Origin of the sequence: Bradyrhizobium ontarionense (genome assembly GCF_021088345.1) — a bacterium.
GTDB classification, from domain to species: Bacteria; Pseudomonadota; Alphaproteobacteria; order Rhizobiales; family Xanthobacteraceae; genus Bradyrhizobium; species Bradyrhizobium ontarionense.
The window spans coordinates 7,395,712-7,413,465 of the sequence record NZ_CP088156.1; the positions used below are offsets into that span (position 1 = coordinate 7,395,712).

Genomic DNA, 17,754 nt, shown 5'->3' on the forward strand with positions numbered 1-17,754 from the left:
GCTATCGTGTTCGCGGTCCGGCGGCCTGCTGGCCGACGGCCTGCGGCTGGCCGAAGCCGGGCTGCTGTCCGAATGGATCCGGAAATGGCTGCTGTTGCTGCTGAGCCGCCGCCGCCTGCCGTGCCGCCCGTACCCGCTGCGCGACGCGCCGCTGATTGGCGCGCCGCGCCGCAATCTGCTTCTCGCGGGCCTGGCGCTTCTTCATGACGCTTCGGCGCAACTGCAAGCTCGCGATCTTCACAGAGGCGCGATGTTCGCTCGCTGCGGGCTTGTCCTGGTGGGCCGGCTGTTCGGCGAGCGCAGCCAGCTTGGCCGCGATGGGGTCAAGTGCGGGCGCGGTCGGAGCTGGCGAAGGCGATATCGCCGGGGCCATCGCCGGATCGGCGCTGGCGAGGACCTGAGGGACTGGCGAAGCTGCGACCGGAACATCGTGCGAGGCCGCCGAGACGACCGAGGCCGCAGTTTCTGGAGCGCTGTCCAATCTCGATTTGTCGGATGCCTTGTCGACCGCGATCGCAATCGCGGGGGCCATGGCGGAGTTCATGCGGTCCGGCTTGGCACTCTCGATCCGATCGTCCAGCGCTGTGACTGTCCTGGGCGGGATGGAGGCATTGGCCATATCGATCGTCTCGGCCGGAAGCGATGGCGTCGGCAGCGCAGGAGGGTCGATGGTGGCGATCACGGCAACAGTCTCTGGAACCGAGTTCTCTGGAACCGACGCGATTGCCGCGGGCGTACTCGGCTGCTCGGCCGGCACGGTCGCCTCGGGTGGTGCTTCGACCATGTCGGATGGCGGCGTCGGCGGTTGAGCCGGGCTCGGTTCGACCCGCAGCACCGCCAGAACCGGCGCGGGTTCGGCCGGCGGCAGGAACGTCGTAAATCCGGCCGCCTGGGTCGAATGCCAGGACGAGTTGCTGGCGAACTGCTCATGGGCGGCGCGCAGGAGGGCAGCAGCGCCCATGCCGAAGACGGTGAGAGAGATGGAAAAGACGATCGCGGCGACGAGGAAACGAAAGCCGGGAAGCATTGACGGAAACTCTCGCCACGGCAGCGGGCTGCCGAGACCTACGAGCCATTGGGGAACGCGGTGATCACAGGGAATGGCCGCGTTCACGACGGTGCCGGCTTCTGCCGTGCATCGCGAATCAGGCTGAGTTCAGAATACCGAAAGTGTTCCGGCTCGCTCGGCAAATCGAGGCATCAATGCGTCCTGCGTCCGCTCGGCTGCACTTTTTCGGCGGCGTGAGACTTCCGTGCAACGACGGAGATGCGATCACAAATTGCCGAAATGGGACCGCGGTGGCCGGAATTGTCTTGAATGCGCCGCTATCTTCGGCCATTTGGCGGATCAAGGATCCCAATCGGCGGCTTGGGGATACTACAAGGGCAATGATGATCAGACAAATCCTGACGGTTTGCGCGGTCGCGGCAGCGGGCGTGGCGGTAATTCCGTTTGCCGAGGCACAGCAGGTCTATCAGACCGCCCCGGGCGCCTATTCGCCCGCTCCTACGCCTTACCCGGGCGATGTCCGCGGCCAGAGCCCGGATTTCGACGCGGTCGATGACGAGGACATGCCCGGCAACTCGGCCGCGTTGCCGCCGCCGGGACCGGTGTTGTCGCCCGACGATCCGCGCTACGGCCGTCCTGCCGGTGCGCCGGTTTACGGGGCTGCCCCGACCGGCCCGGTCATGTCTCCGGATGATCCACGCTATGGCCGCCCGGCGGGGCCGCCGCCGGTCATCTATGCCGATCGCCCCGCGTCGGGCCAGCAGGCTTACGGCGGCGCCTATGGCAACAGCGCGCCGGGTGGCGATGCCGCTGCTCCGCGTCCGCCGGGTGCGGTGGGTGGTGCTGCGGCCGCAACTGGTGCCGTGCAGCCGCCGGCCGGCGCTGACCGGCCGATGACGGTGGCCGCGCTGCCGCCCGAAGAGCAGCCGGATGCGGCTCCAGCGCCGCTGCCGGCGAACCTGCGCCGACAGGAGGTCGACTTCGTCACCAAGGAGCCGGCGGGGACGATCGTTGTCGATACGCCCAATACCTATCTCTATCTGGTGCTCGGGAACGGGCGCGCGATGCGCTACGGCGTCCGCGTCGGCCGTGAAGGCTTCACCTGGACCGGCGTGCAGAAGATCACCAAGAAGACCGAGTGGCCGGACTGGTACCCGCCGAGCGAGATGATCGAGCGCCAGCCCTACCTGCCGCGGTTCATGGCCGGTGGTCCGGGCAATCCGCTCGGCGCCCGCGCGATGTATCTCGGTTCGACCGTGTATCGCATCCACGGCACCAACCAGCCGTCGACGATCGGCAAGTTCGTCTCGTCCGGCTGCATCGGCATGCTGAACGACGACGTCTCGGATCTGTTCGAGCGCGTCAAGGTCGGCACCCGGGTGGTCGTGATGCCGGGCGGCCCCGCACCGGGCTCGACCAAGAACATGGCGGCTGCCGCCGCAGGGCCTGCGCAGGTGCCGGTTCAGGCCCAGGCCGCCGTGCCCGGTACCCAGCCCGCGACGATGCAGCCGCTGCCGCCGCCGGTGACCATCCGCTGAAACAGCTTCGATCGTGAGCAAAACACCCTCCTTGCGGAGGGTGTTTTCGTATCTGAACGGCCGTCGTCGCTTGTTTCAGGCCAGCCGGCGCGGCAGTTCGGCCCCGCCGAGCCAGGCCGCGATGCAGTCGACCATCTGCCCGTAATGGGCGCGGAAGCTCTCTTCGGAGACGTAGCCGAGATGCGGTGTGAGCACGACGTTGTCGAGCTTGCGCAGCGGGTGGTCGACCGGGAGCGGTTCGACCGAGAACACGTCGAGCGCGGCGCCGGCGATCCGCTTCTCAAGTAGCGCGTCCAGGAGTGCTGCCTCGTCGACGATCGGCGCGCGCGCGGTATTCACGAGATAGGCGGTCGGCTTCATCCGCGCGATGTCGGCGGCCCCGACCAGCCCGCGCGAGCGCTCGCTCAGCACGACATGGACGGTGATGACGTCGGCGGTCGCGAACAGCTCGTCCTTGGTCGCGTAGCCGACACCAGCGTCCTTGCAGCGCTCCGGCGTCAGGTTCGGGCTCCAGGCGATCACGTTCATGCCGAACGCCTTGGCAAGCCCTGCGACCTTGGTGCCGAGCTTGCCAAGTCCGACGACGCCCAGCGTTCTGCCCTCGATCTCGATCCCGCCGAGCGCCTGCCACATCTCGCCCGCATGCATGCGGGCGTTCTCCCGTCCGATTCTGCGGGTCAGTTCCAGGATCAGTCCCATGGTCAGTGGCGCGGTCGGATCGCGGCCATACTGCGTGCCGCAGACCACGATGCCGCGCGCCTTGGCGGCCTCCATGTCGATCGCGGCATTGCGCATGCCGGACGTGATCAGGAGCTTCAGCTTCGGCAGCCGCTCGATCAGGTCGCGCGGAAAGGGCGTCCGTTCGCGCATGGCACAGACGATGTCGATATCCGCCAGCGCGCTGGCCGCGGCTTCTTCGGTGGAGAACGGATGTGTGAAGGCGGTCACATCCACTCTGTCTGCCAGTCGAGGCCAATCGGCCAACGACAGGGCCGTATCGTAATAATCGTCGAGGATTGCACAGCGCAGCCGCGTCATCGGAAAGGTCCATTCGTCGGGAGACGGCGCCAGCGGTGAACGCCGTCAGGAATGGAGCCATGCTTGCGCACAAAGCGCGGGACGCGCAAGGCGTCGCCAGATCACAGTCGGGATGGCGCCGGGATCAATCGAGGTGAGCCTTGAGGCGGAACGCTGCGTCGCTGCCGTATTTGGCGCGCCAGGCCGGCCCCGGACCGCGCATGTAATGCAATTCCGGCCGGTACGGGTTGAAGGCACGCGTGACGAATTCACGCCAGAAGCCCCGGATGTCGTCGACGATGCCGGATCTGTCTCGGCGTTCTGCGGCCGAAGCGGCCAGGGAGGCTGACGTAAGGGTTGCCATGACGGGCTCTCGCTGTTGTCGGTTCGGCTTGTCGCCGCTTGGGCGCGCGGTTCTTGCGGGCCGAGACCGAGTGTCCCGCCGAATTAATTAAAAGATGGTTGCAATTGTCGTGATCGGCCGCACACATGATGTTGCACCCGTAATCGTCCGTGGGCGGCTGACCCGGCACGAGGACGCTTCGACCGTCCCGGTCGCGGCAATTGTCCCGGTCAAAGAGAGCCTCGCCGGTTGCCCTTTGGAGACCGCGCGGCTACATCAGCGGCAACCATTTTCCGAAAATTCAGCAGGATTCCAAGGGACACGCGATGGCGCGCCAGTTCGTCTACTTCATGCAGGGTCTGTCCAAGGCCTACCCGACCCGCAAGGTGCTCGATAACATCCATCTGTCGTTCTACCCGGACGCCAAGATCGGTGTGCTCGGTGTCAACGGCTCCGGCAAGTCGACCCTGCTCAAGATCATGGCCGGCATCGACAAGGACTACACCGGCGAGGCCTGGGTCGCGGAGGGAGCCCGCGTCGGCTATCTCGAGCAGGAGCCGCAGCTCGATCCCAAGTTGTCGGTGCGCGAAAACGTCATGCTGGGCGTCGCCAAGCAGAAGGCGATTCTCGATCGCTACAACGAGCTGGCGATGAACTACTCGGAGGAAACCGCCGACGAGATGACCAAGTTGCAGGACGAGATCGAGGCGCAGGGCCTGTGGGATCTCGACAGCAAGGTCGACCAGGCGATGGACGCGCTGCGCTGTCCGCCCGACGATTCGGACGTGACCACGCTCTCCGGCGGTGAGCGCCGCCGCGTCGCCCTGTGCAAGCTGCTGCTCGACCAGCCCGAACTGCTGCTGCTGGACGAACCGACCAACCATCTCGACGCCGAGTCGGTATCCTGGCTCGAAGGTCACTTGCGCAATTATCCCGGTGCGATCCTGATCGTCACCCACGATCGCTACTTCCTCGACAACGTCACCAGCTGGATCCTGGAGCTCGACCGCGGCAAGGGCATTCCCTACGAAGGCAACTACTCGTCCTGGCTGCAGCAGAAGCAGAAGCGGCTGGAGCAGGAGGGCCGCGAGGACGCCGCGCATCAACGCACGCTGGCGCGCGAGCAGGAGTGGATCGCGGCCTCGCCGAAGGCACGCCAGGCGAAGTCCAAGGCGCGCTACCAGCGCTACGAGGATCTGCTCAAGAAGGCGAGCGAGAAGCAGACCCAGACCGCGCAGATCATCATTCCCGTCGCCGAGCGTCTCGGCCAGAACGTCGTCGATTTCGAAGGCCTGTCCAAGAGCTTCGGCGATCGCCTGCTGATCGACAATCTCACCTTCAAGCTGCCGCCAGGCGGCATCGTCGGCGTGATCGGCCCGAACGGCGCCGGCAAGACGACGCTGTTCCGCATGATCACGGGCCAGGAGAAGCCGGACGCCGGCACCATCACCGTCGGCGAGAGCGTGCATCTCGGCTATGTCGACCAGTCGCGCGATGCGCTCGACGGCAGCAAGACCGTGTGGGAGGAGATCTCCGGCGGCAACGAGCTGATCCTGCTCGGCAAGAAGGAAGTGAACTCGCGCGGCTATTGCTCGTCGTTCAACTTCAAGGGCGCCGACCAGCAGAAGAAGGTCGGCGCGCTCTCCGGCGGTGAACGCAACCGCGTGCATCTCGCCAAGATGCTCAAATCCGGATCCAACGTGCTGCTGCTCGACGAGCCGACCAACGATCTCGACGTCGACACCCTGCGTGCGCTTGAAGAGGCGCTGGAGGATTTCGCCGGCTGCGCCGTCATCATCAGCCATGACCGCTGGTTCCTCGACCGCATCGCGACCCACATGCTGGCCTTCGAAGGCGACAGTCACGTCGAATGGTTCGAGGGCAACTTCCAGGACTACGAGAAGGACAAGATGCGCCGGCTCGGCCAGGACAGCGTCATTCCGCACCGGGTCAAGTACAAAAAGCTGACGCGCTGACCTTCGATATCGCGAGGCGCGACGCTGTCTCTCGTCCGGGACAAAGCGTCGCGCCCACGCTGCGGCCAGTTGTCGCTTCCATGCGCTGTATGATTGCGTAGATAGACGTTCCGCAATTCAATCTGGTCACGAGAAATCACATCATGTCTTCTCCCGACGCGCCCCTGCCTGCCAAGGGCGTAGCGCTGCGCCCGATTCCGATGCTGATCTTCGGATCGCGCTGGCTGCAGCTGCCGCTCTATGTCGGATTGATCATCGCGCAGGGTGTCTATGTGGTGCTCTTCCTCAAGGAGCTTTGGCACCTGTTCTCGCATGCCTTCGACTTCTCCGAGCAGCAGATCATGCTCGCCGTGCTCGGCCTGATCGACGTCGTCATGATCTCGAACCTGCTCGTCATGGTGATCGTCGGCGGCTACGAGACGTTCGTGTCGCGGCTCAATCTGCAGGGCCATCCCGACGAGCCGGAATGGCTCAGCCACGTCAATGCCAGCGTGCTGAAGATCAAGCTGGCGATGGCGATTATCGGCATCTCGTCGATCCATCTGCTGCGCACGTTCATCGAGGCCGGCGCCCTCTCTTCCGGAAAGTCGAGCTACACCGAGACCGGCGTGATGTGGCAGACCATCATCCACACCGTCTTCATCCTGTCGGCGATCGGAATTGCCGTGGTCGACAAATTGTCGAATGCCGCGATCGAAGAGGCGAAGCAGTCGGCGGGGCATTGAGGGCGGCGGGGGCGAGTTCCACGGCTCGGCTCCCTGACGTTCACAAGAGCTGTAGCCTATGGTACCCCTCCGGGATGGCTCGGCAATTGCTACTCCGTTTGCGAACGCTCATCCTGGTCAGTCTGGCGCTCTGCGCGTTCGGCGATGGTCCAGCAGCCGCCGCCGACGCCGCCTTCACGCAATTCGTCAATTCGCTCTGGCCTGAGGCCAAAGAGCAGGGCGTTTCGCGCGCGACGTTCGAGACCGAGACGCGCGGGCTCGAGCCCGACTACAAGCTCCCGGACCTGCTCCTGCCTGGACGTCCCGCCACCGGCGCGCCGGCGCAGGCCGAGTTCGTGCAGGTGCCGGCCGACTACATCAAGGAGGCGTCGATCGCCCGCCTGGCCGCGCATGGTGCGGGGCTGATCCAGCAATATCGTCCTGCGCTCGCCGAGATCGAACGCCGCTTCGGCGTTCCCGGTCCGATCGTGCTTGCCATCTGGGGCCGGGAGACCGATTTCGGCCGCTACGCGCTGCCCTACGATGCGCTGCGCGTGCTGGCGACGCAGGCCTATGTCGGCCGGCGCAAGGACCAGTACCGCACCGAGTTCGTCATGGCGCTGAAGATGCTGAGCGATGGCGTCGTCTCGCGCCGCGACCTGCGCGCGTCATGGGGCGGTGCGGTCGGGCTGACCCAGTTCCTGCCGTCGGAGTATTACAAGCATGGTGTCGACCTCGATGGCGACGGCAAGGTCGATCTCTGGCGCTCCGTGCCGGACGCGCTTGGCTCGGCTGCGCAGCAGCTTGCCAACAAAGGATGGCAGGGCGGCCTGCGCTGGGCCTACGAGGTCAAGCCGCCCGCCGATGTCGACTGCACGGTAGGCGTCCCGGAGGTGAAGAAGCCGATCGGCGAATGGCTGCGTGCCGGCTTCGCCCTGGCCCGCGGCCAGCGACTGGGTGCGGCCGAACTGCAGCAGCCGGCGTCGCTGCTGCAGCCCGAAGGCATCTATGGACCGGCGTTCCTGACGACCGCGAACTACTTCGTCATCAAGGAATACAATTTCTCCGATCTCTACGTGCTGTTCGTCGGCCATCTGGCCGATCGCATGACGAGCCCGTCGCCCTTCGCGACACCCTGGTCGGCCTCGCAGCAGCTTCGGACCAGGGACGTCGAAGCGATGCAGAAGGGCCTGACCCGCCTCGCCCTCTACAAGGACAAGCTCGACGGCAAGGCCGGCATGCAGACCCGCGCCGCGCTGGGCGCTTTTCAGAAGACCGCTGGATTGAAGGTGGATTGCTGGCCGAGCGGAGCGGTGCTGCAGGCGATCAACGCTGCACGCTGACGGGCCGATGCCACCGCGGCGAAGCAGGCAGCAAAAAGCCCGGCCGTAGGGCCGGGCTTGCCGTATCGAGATGCGTCGTCAGGGTCAGTAGCAGACGCGAACCGGGCGAACCACCCAGCCATAGCCGTCCCAATAGCGCTCACGGCGCCACACGCACGGCGGCGGGCCCGGGGGCGGACCTTCGACATAGACCGGGCCGCCATAGGCGGGACGGCTGGACGCAATCGCGCCGCCGAGCAGGGCGCCGCCGATCAGGCCAGCAGCCACGCCCGCGCCGACGTCGCCAGCCCTGGCGGCCGGCGCGGTCACGGTCAGTGAACCGGCGATTGTCGCAACCGCGAGCACCGCGGTCAGGATCTTCTTCATGTTCCGAGATCTCCTGGAGGTGGTGATTCTTACGCTCGCTCGAAGGCCATCAGCATCGTGAGAAAACACGACAATACGTCAACCCTTCGTAAACTCTGTCCGACCTCATGCGACCGAAAAAAGGTTTTTTCTGGCCATGTCAGCCCGTCCGATCGAAATTCCGGTGCAACGTCATGGAATTAATGAAGGTGAACGATCACTCGCACACCCGCACGCGGCGAATCCGCCAGCCGTAGCCGTCCCAGAAGCGCTGGCGCTGCAAGTAGCAGGCGTAGCCGGGATCGGCGACATAGGCCGGTCCACCGTAGTAAGAGTATCCGGGTCCATACGCGTAGCCGGGCCCGTAGTAATAGGGATTGCCGCCACCGGCGATGGCTCCGCCAATGAGGGCACCGCCGATCAATCCTGCCGCGACACCGGCCGCGACGCGGCCGCCGCGAGCTTCCGCAGGAGCGGGGGCGATCGCTGCGGTCGACAGCGTCGCGACAGCAGCCAAGGCCGCTATAGTTTTCCTCATGACCTCACCTCTCTCACTCTGGGTCAGCAGATCGCCCATGAAGCGATGCGACAGGTTCCCATATCCCGCTTGAATGATCAATGAACGGGCTCGTCCCATTGGACGACCCATGTCCAGGATACGTTCAATGTTGCGATGCACAAAAATTGATGTGGGTTCAAAATGACGGCCACGATGACCATCGTCGTGGCCGTCGGGCTGACCTCGGCCGTCTGCTATGGGCTGCTGGTGCGAGCCGACCGCCGCAGGCGGACCGGTCGTCGGTCGCTCGTTGATACCACTGGATCCGATTCTGGCGGCGGGTGGACCGAAGGAAGCGGGTTCAGCTTCTCGAGCTGGTTCAGCAATACCACAACCGACGCGATGGGAAATCCGATCGATGGCGGCAGCGGTAGCAGCGATGGTGGCAGCGACGGCGGTGGGGGCGGAGGCGACGGGGGCGGAGGCGATTGAGCCGCGCCACGACACGACTTTGACCTGCGACAAGTCGCATTCTTAGATGCGTTCTAGGTTAGCTAGGAGATTGGAATAGCTTCAAAAGCGCCGCTTTTCCTTTGCGCGGGCAGCTGCCCATGACTATCGATAGCTCACCATCGACGACTGGCCGGTTTCTCATGATTGTTTGTTCCTGCAACGTCATTAGCGATCACGACATCCGCAAGGCGGTGACATCCGCCGACGAACTGCCGCGGAATCCCAAGCAGGTCTATGGCTGCCTTGGCTGCAGCGCGGAATGCGGACGTTGTGCGCGCACGATCAAGACCATCATCGACGAGGCACTCGGTCCCTGTGCGCGTGCGTGCCAGTCCGGCTGCCAACACGGTCATCATCAAGGCCGGTCGCCAGTCCAGACGATCGAGGACGATATCCAAAGCCGGTTCGCGCTGGCCGCCTGCTGAGAGCCTTCGCCGTTGAACTCACCGCGTTCGCTGCGAAAATGCGCATGAACGGGGTCGTCTCCGCACTCCGAACCTGATATTGAGCCCCTGCGGCCTCTAACTTTTTCGGAGCTTATCTATGCAGGGCGACCCCAAGGTCATCGAATATCTCAACAAGGGATTGCGCAGCGAACTGACTGCGATCAACCAATATTGGCTGCATTATCGCCTGTTGAACAATTGGGGCCTCCTGGAGATGGCCAAGGTGTGGCGCAAGGAATCCATCGAAGAGATGGAGCACGCCGACAAGTTCACTGATCGCATCCTCTTCCTCGACGGCTTCCCGAACATGCAGGTGCTCGATCCGCTGCGGATCGGTCAGAACGTCAAGGAGATCATCGAGTGTGATCTCGCCGCCGAGGTCGCCGCGCGAGCGCTCTATCAGGAGGCTGCAACCTATTGCCACGGCGTCAAGGACTACGTCTCGCGCGACCTGTTCGAGCGATTGATGAAGGACGAGGAGCATCACATCGATTTCCTCGAGACGCAGCTCGATCTGATCGGCCGCATCGGACTCGAACTCTACACTCAGAAGCACGTCGGCGGGCTCGAAAGCGAGCACTGACACCGCACGTCACGCAGCATTCCTTCGTGGAATAAGGTCGATTCGAGGCTGATGATTGCGGCTCTCGAATCGACTACCCCGTCTGGCCCGGGCAAGGACGATTGTCCCGTGCTGCTCAGTCGATGATGCCGAATTCCGTGACGGGCAGGACCCAATAGACGAGCTTCGTCCCGGCGAACGAGCCCCTGAGCCGGTCGAGCAGCCGCTCGGTCTGATCGGCCCGCAGGACGATCCGCACGACGACCTCATCGGCATGTCCCTTGACCCGCTCTGCGGCCGTCCGCAGCCGCACGCGCGCGCCGTGTCCGGCGGCATCGGTGGCGGTGAATCCCGTCACCAGATCCGTCTGTTCGCTGAGGTAATCGAACAGCTCTTCACGAAGCTCACGCGGAGCAATCAGCGTCAGGCAGACGGCTTCGTTCGTCATCTCGCCTCCTTTGCGGCCGCGCCGTAGCGACGATACAGGATCGGCAGCAGGATCAGCGTGAGCAGCGTGGACGACAACAGGCCGCCGATGACGACGATGGCGAGCGGACGCTGGACCTCAGATCCGGGGCCCGATGCGAACAGCAGCGGGATCAGCCCCAGCGCGGTGATGCTGGCGGTCATCAGCACCGGCCGTAGCCTTCGCTTCGCGCCGTCGATGACGATGCGGTCCTCGGATAGCCCATGGGTGCGAAGCTGATTGAAATGGGAGACCAGGACGACGCCGTTGAGGACGGCGATGCCCAGCAGCGCGATGAAGCCGACAGACGCGGGGACCGACAGATATTCGCCGGTCGAGATCAGGGCCAACACCCCTCCAATCAGGGCAAAGGGGATGTTGATAAGCACCAGCAGGGCCTGACGGACCGAGCCGAACGTGGTGAACAGCAGGACGAATATCAGGCCGATGGCGATCGGTACCACGACGGACAGGCGCCCAGCGGCGCGCTGCTGGTTCTCGAACTGTCCGCCCCAGGTCAGCCGATAGCCGGCCGGAAGCTGAAGCTCCGCCGCCACCTTCTGCTGGGCGAACTGGACGAAGCCGACCATGTCGCGACCGCGCACATTGGTGCGAACCACGCTCATCCGATTGCCGTCCTCCCGGTCGATCCTCACCGGACCGTCGACCCGTTGAATGCGGGCGACCTGCGAGAGCGACACGTGTTGTCCGGACGGCAGCGTCAGCGGCAGCATCGCCAGCAGCGTCGGCGCCTCGCGCGTGGTCTCACTGCCGCGGACCAGGATCGGCGTCCGGCGTCCGTCCTCGAGCGCGGTGCCGATGGTCCGTCCTTCGATCTGGGTCTTCAGTGAGGTTGCGACGGAGTCGACGGTGAGACCGAGACGGCCTGCCTCCAGCCGGTTGACGACCACGGTGTAGTATTGCGCCCCTTCGTTCAGCGCCGTGTAGACGTCCTCGGCGCCATCGATGCCGGACAGGATCGTTGAAAGTCTTGCTGCGATGTCGTTGAGCTTTGCGATGTCCGGGCCGAAGATCTTGATCGCGACGTCGCCGCGGACGCCGCTGATCATCTCCTGCACGCGCATGTCGATGGGCTGCGTGAAGCTGAGCGAGATGCCCGGAAAGCCGGTCAGCACGTCGCGAAGTTTCTGCAGCAAAGCTTCGCGGTCTCTGCTCTGCCTCTGGTCAGCCGGCTTGAGCACGAGGAACGTGTCGGTCTGATTGAGACCCATGGGATCGAGACCAAGCTCGTCCGAGCCGGTGCGCGCGATGATGCCGGCTATGTCGGGCACCTTCATCAAGGCGGTCTGCAGCCGCGCATTGATGGCGATCGATTCGTCGAGATTGACGGAGGGCAGCGTCTCCACGCTCACGATGATGTCGCCTTCGTCCATGGTTGGCATGAACGTCTTGCCGAGCCGCGTGTAGCCGTATCCGGCTGCGAGCAGGCCTGCCAAAGCGGCGACGATCACCTTGCGTTCGTTCTTGAGCGCCCAATCCAGGGCAGGCGCGTAGATCCGCTGCGCCGCCCGTATCAGCAGCGGATCCTGGTGCGATGCGGATTTGAGCGCGAACGACGTCGCGACCGGAATCACCGTCAGCGCGAGCAGCAGCGATCCGGCCAGCGCGAAGATGATGGCCAGCGCAACGGGGATGAAGAGCTTGCCCTCCAGTCCCTGCAGGGTCAGCAGCGGTACGAAGACGATGATGATGATCAGTACGCCCGATGCGACCGGCTGCAGGACTTCGCAGACCGAGCGGAACACGATGTGGGCCAGAGGCGTCGTCTTGCCGGGATCGTGCTTGCTGAGATTGCCGACGATGTTCTCGACCACGACCACGAGCGCGTCGATCAGCATTCCGATCGCGATCGCGAGACCGCCGAGACTCATCAGGTTGGCCGACATCCCGACCGCGCGCATCACGAGAAGCGCAATCACGATCGCAAGCGGAAGGCTGAGCGCAATCACCAGCGACGCGCGCCAGTTGCCGAGGAACAAGAGCAGCAGCACCACGACGAGCGCCGTCGCCTCACCGAGAGCCCGCACCACGGTGCCGACGGCGCGATTGACCAGCCGGCTGCGATCGTAGAACACGTTGATGGTGACGCTGCCCGGCAGCGACGGCTTCAGCTCCTCCAGCCGGCTGCGCACGTCGCGCACGAGCTGTCCGGCATTGGCTCCGCGCAGCCCGAGCACCAGACCTTCGACCGTCTCGCCCTTGCCGTCGACCGTGACGGCGCCATAGCGGGTCAGTGCGCCGATCCTGACGCGTGCCACGTCGCTGACCCGGATGGGAATGCCGTCGCGGGTGTCGACGACGATGGCTTTGATGTCGTCAATGCCGCGAATGCTGCCCTCGATCCGCACGAGCGCGCTGTCCTCGCCCTGGTTGACGCGGCCGGCGCCGTCGTTGCGGCTGTTGGCCTCGATGGCCCGTCGAAACATCTCGTAGGAAATTCCCCGGGCCGCCAGCGCATCGTTGCGCGGAACGATCTCGAAGGCGCGGACGTAACCGCCCAGCGCATTGACGTCGGCAACGCCGGGCACCGTGCGCAGCGCCGGGCGGATTACCCAATCGAGGAGACTCCGGCGCTCGGCGAGCGAGAGCTCGGGGCTGTCGATCGTGAACATGAACATTTCGCCCAGCGGGCTCGTGATCGGCGCCAGGCCGCCGCTCACACCATCGGGGAAATCGCGCGAGATGTTCGATAGCCGTTCCGACACCTGGTTGCGCGCCCAGTAGATGTCGGTGCCGTCTTCGAAGTCGACGGTGATGTCGGCCAGTGCGTATTTGGTCGTCGATCGCAGGATCTTCTTGTTCGGGAGGCCGAGCAGTTCGAGCTCGATCGGCACCGTGATGCGCTGCTCGACCTCCTCAGGCGTGAGGCCGGGCGCCTTCATGATGATCTTCACCTGAACCGGCGAGACGTCCGGAAAGGCGTCGATCGGCAGACTTGGCAGGAACACGGCACCGGCACCAACCAGAAGCAGCACGCTCAGGATGACGAACAATCGCTGTGACAGCGCAAATGCGACCAGCCTTTGCAGCATCTATTGCCCCAGCCGGGAGAGAATGCCGCGCAGTGCCGAGATGCCGCCGATTGCGATGTCGTCCTTGTCCGTGATGGGGCCGGAAACCACAACGTGATTTTGGTCCTCCGCGAGCAGCTGTACCGGGACCTGCCGGAAGCCGCCTTCGATCGCGACGAAGATCGAGGTCTGTTCGCCGCGCCGGACCAGGCCGCTATAGGGGATTTCCCACGCACTTTCTCCGGCGGACATGAAGCTGATGCGCGCCGCCGCGGTCTGTCCGGAATGCAGTTCGCCATTGTTAGGAATCTCGGCGCGGACGAGGATCGTCTGGGTCGCCGCGTCGGTTGTCTCGGAGACCAGGATGACCTGACCCGGGGTCGCATAGCCCTCGATGTCGACCTTTGCGCCCGTTCTGATCGCGCCGATATTCGTGGCCGGGATCGCGATCTCGGCCCATAGCGGCGACAGCCGAGCGAGTTTCACCAGCGGCGCGGCTTACTCCATCCGCTGGCCCGGGGACACCGCAATCTCCACGACGGATGCCGCCCGGGGCGCGGAGACGGTCAGCGTCGCGCTGATGGCGGCCTCGTTGCCAAGGCGCGCGATCGCGTCGTCCGACAGCCCGCTGAGATGAAGCATCTGCCGCCGTTCCGCGACCGCAATGCTGGCCTGGCGCGCCTCGGCCTGGCTGGATTCCAGCACGCGCTGCGGGACCGCCTTGCCTTCGAACAGGTCGGTATTCCGCTTCAGCTGCTGGACGGCGAGAACCTCCTGCGCCAGCGCATGTAGATATTCGCGCTGAAGCGACACGAAGCTCGGACTTTCCAGCGTCAGGAGTGGCTGCCCCTCGGTAACGCGGTCACCCCGGGCGACTGCCAGGTTCGTGATCATGCCGGAGACGGGAGCGCTCACCACCCACAATTGGGGTGTCGGAATCACGATCTGTGCGGGATAGGGGAGCGTCTTGTCGGTTCGGCTCGAGATGGGGTGCGTGACACGGACGCCAAGGTTCTGGGCCTGGGCCGGCGTGAGCTTCACATCATCGGCCGACGCCTGGCATGACGGCGCCCAGAGCGCCAGCGAAAGAAGCGCGCTGGTCCAGAGGCCGGAGAATCTGCGAGGGGCGGCGCGGGCGAGCGTGGGCATCGAATGAGATCGTTTCCGGTTCTGAAAATGACACATTCATACCTAGTTTCTGCCGTTTCCGCGACCGTTGACCTGCATCAAGGCGCGCGCTCACGAGTTCGAGCGTGTTGAGTGTAGAGTGTCGCTGATGACACGCAGCTGACGCTCTCTTGCGAGAGCGTGGCGTTCTCAAAGCTGCTGGCGATAGCGTGCGTCAACCGTGTCCTGAGGCTCAGGCTCGCCGAGCCTGGTCTGATCGTGAATGATCTCGCTGATACTCGGCATGCTCGAGCGCGCGACCTGGGCGTCCTGCGACCATAGTTTCGAACGCATGATCGCCTTGCCGCAGTGGAAGTAGACCTCCTGCACGGTGATCACGAGCACCAGCCGTGGCGGCTTGCCGAACTCTTCGAGCTTTGCGAGCAGGTCGGGATCGGTGGACAGCGATGCCGTGCCGCCGACCCGCAACGTCTCGTTGATCCCGGGCACGAAGAAGATCAGTTGCACCAGGCCCGAGCCGTCCGAGATGTTGCTGAGGCTGTCGATCCGGTTGTTGCCGGGACGGTCCGGCATCAGCAGCCGATGATCGCCATCGATATGGACGAAACCCGGATGACCGCCACGCGGTGATGCATCGACGCTGCCATCGGTGCCCGACGTCGCCATCACGCAGAACGGCGACATCGCGATGAACTTGCTACTGTGAACGTCGAGCGCCGGACGAACCTTGGCAATTACACGATCGTTCGGCTTCGGATAGATCGCGGCGAGATCGGCATTGGCGTGGTCGCTCACGGCTGTCCTCCTTGTTCGCAACATATCGCTGCACGAGCTAGGCCTTGCGATGCCACGGCCAGTCGGTGAGCCCTGCGCTGTAGAGCGCCCACCAGATGAGCACGGGCTGAAAAGCCAGGCGCGGGCCATGATAGAGCCAGCTGCTGCCGAGAAAGGGCAGGTCGATCACCTCGATCGCATGCTTGAAGTTCGCCGGCCAGACGCAGACGGCATAGGCGGCGAGCGCGATCCCCGCCCAGCGCCGCATCGGCTTCGTCACCAGCGCGATTGCGCCTGCGAGTTCGCAAAGGCCGGTGAGCAGAATGACCTGCGGGGCAAACGGAACGACGGACGGCGTGATCCGCAGGAACGGCTCGGGGATTGCGAGATGCGCGATGCCCGCAGCGACATAGAACGCCGCCATCAGCCAGCGCATGATCGCGCGGATCCTGTCGTCGCGCAGCGCAACCGTCATGGCGCGGGACCATCGGGCGACCTTGCAGGGCTCATGTCACACGGCATCGGCGGGGACGAAACAGCTGATGATGATGTCGCCGCGGTGATGGACATACCACACGACGGCTTCGCCGACCGGGTTGCCGCGGTCGCGGATGATGGCGCGCTCCGGCACGGCCATCCAGCGTCCCTCGATCGGCACCCAATAGGCACCATCACGCACGTCGTAGCTGGTGCGGTGGCCGTCGGAGATGTCGCAGCACGGCACGCCATTGGGAGCGATCACGCTCTTGAACCATGCGCGTATATCGGGCGGAACGTTCTCGAACTGGCCGTTGTCGATGGCGAGCGCGACGCCCGCGCAGACCACCGAGCCCATCACGAGAGCGGCCAGCACCATCCTGCGCATGCTCACCTCTTCTCTCTCTTTCGCCTGCACCATGCGATTGTCGGACCGGGATTAAGCCCGACCCGCGGCGACGGCGCATGCTCAAAATTTGAGCGCTCACCGCCGGTGCCTTGCCGTATCACATGCCGCGCTGCGGCGCGGTGGCGAGCAATTCGCGCAGCGGCTCGACGTAGAACCTCGCATTGCCGGTGGTGAGATGGCCGCGCGTCTCGGCCGAGGCCTGGATGAGATGGACCTTGCCATGGAGCACGTGCTTCATCGCATCTGCGGTCACGCCCGTCTCCGGAGGATTGCGCTCGTCATCCGCCGCATTGATCAGCAGCACGGTCGCCTTGATCTTGTCGAGATCGGTCGACGGATTGTAGTCGTGCGAGGAATCCCACTGATAGATGAAGTCATTGGCGTCGGCCGGCACCGGCGCGGCCAGCCGCTCCTCGACCATCTTGTCCGCCTTCGCCGCGGTCGGCGCCGCGAGCTGATAGGCGATGGTGCCGCCGGCGGTCGCCGTCGCATAGGCCGTGACCGCGTATTTCATCATGCGCGGCTGGGTGGTGTAGTTGCCGCCGTTGTAGTCGGGATCGTTGCGGATCGTCTCCAGCATGATCCGGCGCAGCATCCAGTTGCGCGCGGCCATCTCGGTCGGCTGCGAGGCCATCGGCACGGCGACGTCCATGTAGTCCGGATAGCGCGTGGCCCACACCCAGCTGTGCATGCCGCCCATCGAATTGCCGATGACGAGGCGCAGGTGCTTGACCCCGAGACCCTCGGTCAGAAGCCGGTATTGCGCATCGACCATGTCGGTATAGTCGTAGGCGGGGAATTTCGACTTCAGCCCGTCTGACGGCTTCGACGATTTGCCGTGGCCGATGCTGTCGGGAATGATGATGTAGTATTTGGTCGCATCGAGCGGCTGGTCCTTGCCGAACAATTCGCCGGCGAACGGCGGCACCAGCATGCTGGCGCCCGAGCCGCCGGTGCCATGCAGCACCAGCACGGGCTGCCCGCTCGGCTCACCGACCGTCATGTAGTGCAGCTTCAGCTCCGGCATGGTCTCGCCGGTGTGGAACTTGAAATCCTTGATGACCACGTCGCCCTGCTTGGGGGCGGGATAATCGGCGGCGCGGGCCGGCGCACAAAAAAACACGACGGCAGCAAAGGCGGCGGCAAGCGGTCGAAGCATCTGTTTCCCCCTGT

At 64.6% G+C, this 17,754-nt stretch carries 18 protein-coding genes and 1 pseudogene; 7 read left to right on the plus strand and 12 right to left on the minus strand.

Going from position 1 to position 17,754, the window contains the following annotated elements:
* Window position 1: 1 nt before the first annotated feature.
* On the minus strand, window positions 2-1,027 hold the full coding sequence (locus LQG66_RS32435; protein WP_231319869.1) for a hypothetical protein: 1,026 nt from the start codon (window positions 1,025-1,027) through the stop codon (window positions 2-4).
* A gap of 362 nt (window positions 1,028-1,389) precedes the next feature.
* On the opposite strand from LQG66_RS32435, the gene LQG66_RS32440 reads away from it, so the two are divergent.
* Window positions 1,390-2,547 carry a L,D-transpeptidase gene (locus LQG66_RS32440; protein ID WP_231319870.1) on the plus strand — a complete coding sequence of 386 codons (1,158 nt, stop codon included), beginning with the start codon at window positions 1,390-1,392 and terminating at the stop codon, window positions 2,545-2,547.
* 75 nt (window positions 2,548-2,622) lie between these two features.
* Here the strand turns inward: LQG66_RS32440 and LQG66_RS32445 are convergent, their stop codons facing one another.
* Together LQG66_RS32445 and LQG66_RS32450 are read right to left on the minus strand one after the other, a co-directional pair.
* Window positions 2,623-3,585: a D-2-hydroxyacid dehydrogenase family protein gene (locus LQG66_RS32445; RefSeq protein ID WP_231319871.1), complete on the minus strand. Its 963-nt coding sequence runs from the start codon at window positions 3,583-3,585 to the stop codon at window positions 2,623-2,625.
* A gap of 124 nt (window positions 3,586-3,709) precedes the next feature.
* A complete protein-coding gene (locus LQG66_RS32450; RefSeq protein ID WP_231319872.1) occupies window positions 3,710-3,928 on the minus strand; it encodes a hypothetical protein in 219 nt (72 codons plus the stop codon).
* 305 nt (window positions 3,929-4,233) lie between these two features.
* On the opposite strand from LQG66_RS32450, the gene ettA reads away from it, so the two are divergent.
* The 3 genes from ettA to LQG66_RS32465 all read left to right on the plus strand — a co-directional run bounded on the left by ettA (window position 4,234) and on the right by LQG66_RS32465 (window position 7,930).
* A complete protein-coding gene (gene ettA, locus LQG66_RS32455; RefSeq protein WP_231319873.1) occupies window positions 4,234-5,883 on the plus strand; it encodes an energy-dependent translational throttle protein EttA in 1,650 nt (549 codons plus the stop codon).
* A gap of 143 nt (window positions 5,884-6,026) precedes the next feature.
* Window positions 6,027-6,608, plus strand: a complete 582-nt coding sequence (locus LQG66_RS32460; protein ID WP_231319874.1) for a TIGR00645 family protein — start codon at window positions 6,027-6,029, stop codon at window positions 6,606-6,608.
* Window positions 6,609-6,682: 74 nt separating this feature from the next.
* Window positions 6,683-7,930, plus strand: coding sequence for a lytic murein transglycosylase (locus tag LQG66_RS32465; RefSeq protein WP_231319875.1), 1,248 nt, complete (start codon window positions 6,683-6,685; stop codon window positions 7,928-7,930).
* Window positions 7,931-8,014: 84 nt separating this feature from the next.
* On the opposite strand, the gene LQG66_RS32470 is transcribed toward LQG66_RS32465, so the two are convergent.
* Together LQG66_RS32470 and LQG66_RS32475 are read right to left on the minus strand one after the other, a co-directional pair.
* Window positions 8,015-8,296, minus strand: a complete 282-nt coding sequence (locus tag LQG66_RS32470) for a hypothetical protein (protein ID WP_231319876.1) — start codon at window positions 8,294-8,296, stop codon at window positions 8,015-8,017.
* A 196-nt stretch (window positions 8,297-8,492) separates the two neighbouring features.
* On the minus strand, window positions 8,493-8,813 hold the full coding sequence (locus tag LQG66_RS32475; protein ID WP_231319877.1) for a hypothetical protein: 321 nt from the start codon (window positions 8,811-8,813) through the stop codon (window positions 8,493-8,495).
* Window positions 8,814-8,987: 174 nt separating this feature from the next.
* On the opposite strand from LQG66_RS32475, the gene LQG66_RS32480 reads away from it, so the two are divergent.
* The 3 genes from LQG66_RS32480 (at window position 8,988) to bfr (ending at window position 10,316) form a co-directional block, all read left to right on the plus strand.
* On the plus strand, window positions 8,988-9,266 hold the full coding sequence (locus tag LQG66_RS32480; RefSeq protein ID WP_345778925.1) for a hypothetical protein: 279 nt from the start codon (window positions 8,988-8,990) through the stop codon (window positions 9,264-9,266).
* A gap of 161 nt (window positions 9,267-9,427) precedes the next feature.
* Window positions 9,428-9,712, plus strand: coding sequence for a (2Fe-2S)-binding protein (locus LQG66_RS32485; RefSeq protein ID WP_231328042.1), 285 nt, complete (start codon window positions 9,428-9,430; stop codon window positions 9,710-9,712).
* 118 nt (window positions 9,713-9,830) lie between these two features.
* A complete protein-coding gene (gene bfr / locus LQG66_RS32490) occupies window positions 9,831-10,316 on the plus strand; it encodes a bacterioferritin (RefSeq protein ID WP_231319879.1) in 486 nt (161 codons plus the stop codon).
* Window positions 10,317-10,431: 115 nt separating this feature from the next.
* Here the strand turns inward: bfr and LQG66_RS32495 are convergent, their stop codons facing one another.
* From LQG66_RS32495 to LQG66_RS32525, 7 genes and pseudogenes are all read right to left on the minus strand, one after another.
* Complete coding sequence (locus LQG66_RS32495; protein ID WP_231319880.1) at window positions 10,432-10,743, minus strand: DUF3240 family protein; 312 nt, start codon at window positions 10,741-10,743, stop codon at window positions 10,432-10,434.
* The gene (locus LQG66_RS32500) at window positions 10,740-13,814 is read right to left on the minus strand and encodes an efflux RND transporter permease subunit (RefSeq protein WP_231319881.1); all 3,075 of its coding nucleotides are present in this window, start codon (window positions 13,812-13,814) and stop codon (window positions 10,740-10,742) included. Before LQG66_RS32500 ends, LQG66_RS32495 begins: the two co-directional genes overlap by 4 nt.
* Window positions 13,815-14,942 (minus strand): annotated as a pseudogene (locus LQG66_RS32505) (efflux RND transporter periplasmic adaptor subunit).
* Between the two features lie 168 nt (window positions 14,943-15,110).
* The gene (locus LQG66_RS32510) at window positions 15,111-15,716 is read right to left on the minus strand and encodes a pyridoxamine 5'-phosphate oxidase family protein (RefSeq protein ID WP_231319882.1); all 606 of its coding nucleotides are present in this window, start codon (window positions 15,714-15,716) and stop codon (window positions 15,111-15,113) included.
* A gap of 37 nt (window positions 15,717-15,753) precedes the next feature.
* Window positions 15,754-16,170, minus strand: coding sequence for a DoxX family protein (locus LQG66_RS32515; protein WP_231319883.1), 417 nt, complete (start codon window positions 16,168-16,170; stop codon window positions 15,754-15,756).
* 36 nt (window positions 16,171-16,206) lie between these two features.
* A complete protein-coding gene (locus LQG66_RS32520) occupies window positions 16,207-16,560 on the minus strand; it encodes a hypothetical protein (protein ID WP_425601372.1) in 354 nt (117 codons plus the stop codon).
* 118 nt (window positions 16,561-16,678) lie between these two features.
* The gene (locus LQG66_RS32525; protein WP_231319884.1) at window positions 16,679-17,740 is read right to left on the minus strand and encodes an alpha/beta fold hydrolase; all 1,062 of its coding nucleotides are present in this window, start codon (window positions 17,738-17,740) and stop codon (window positions 16,679-16,681) included.
* Window positions 17,741-17,754 lie beyond the last annotated feature (14 nt).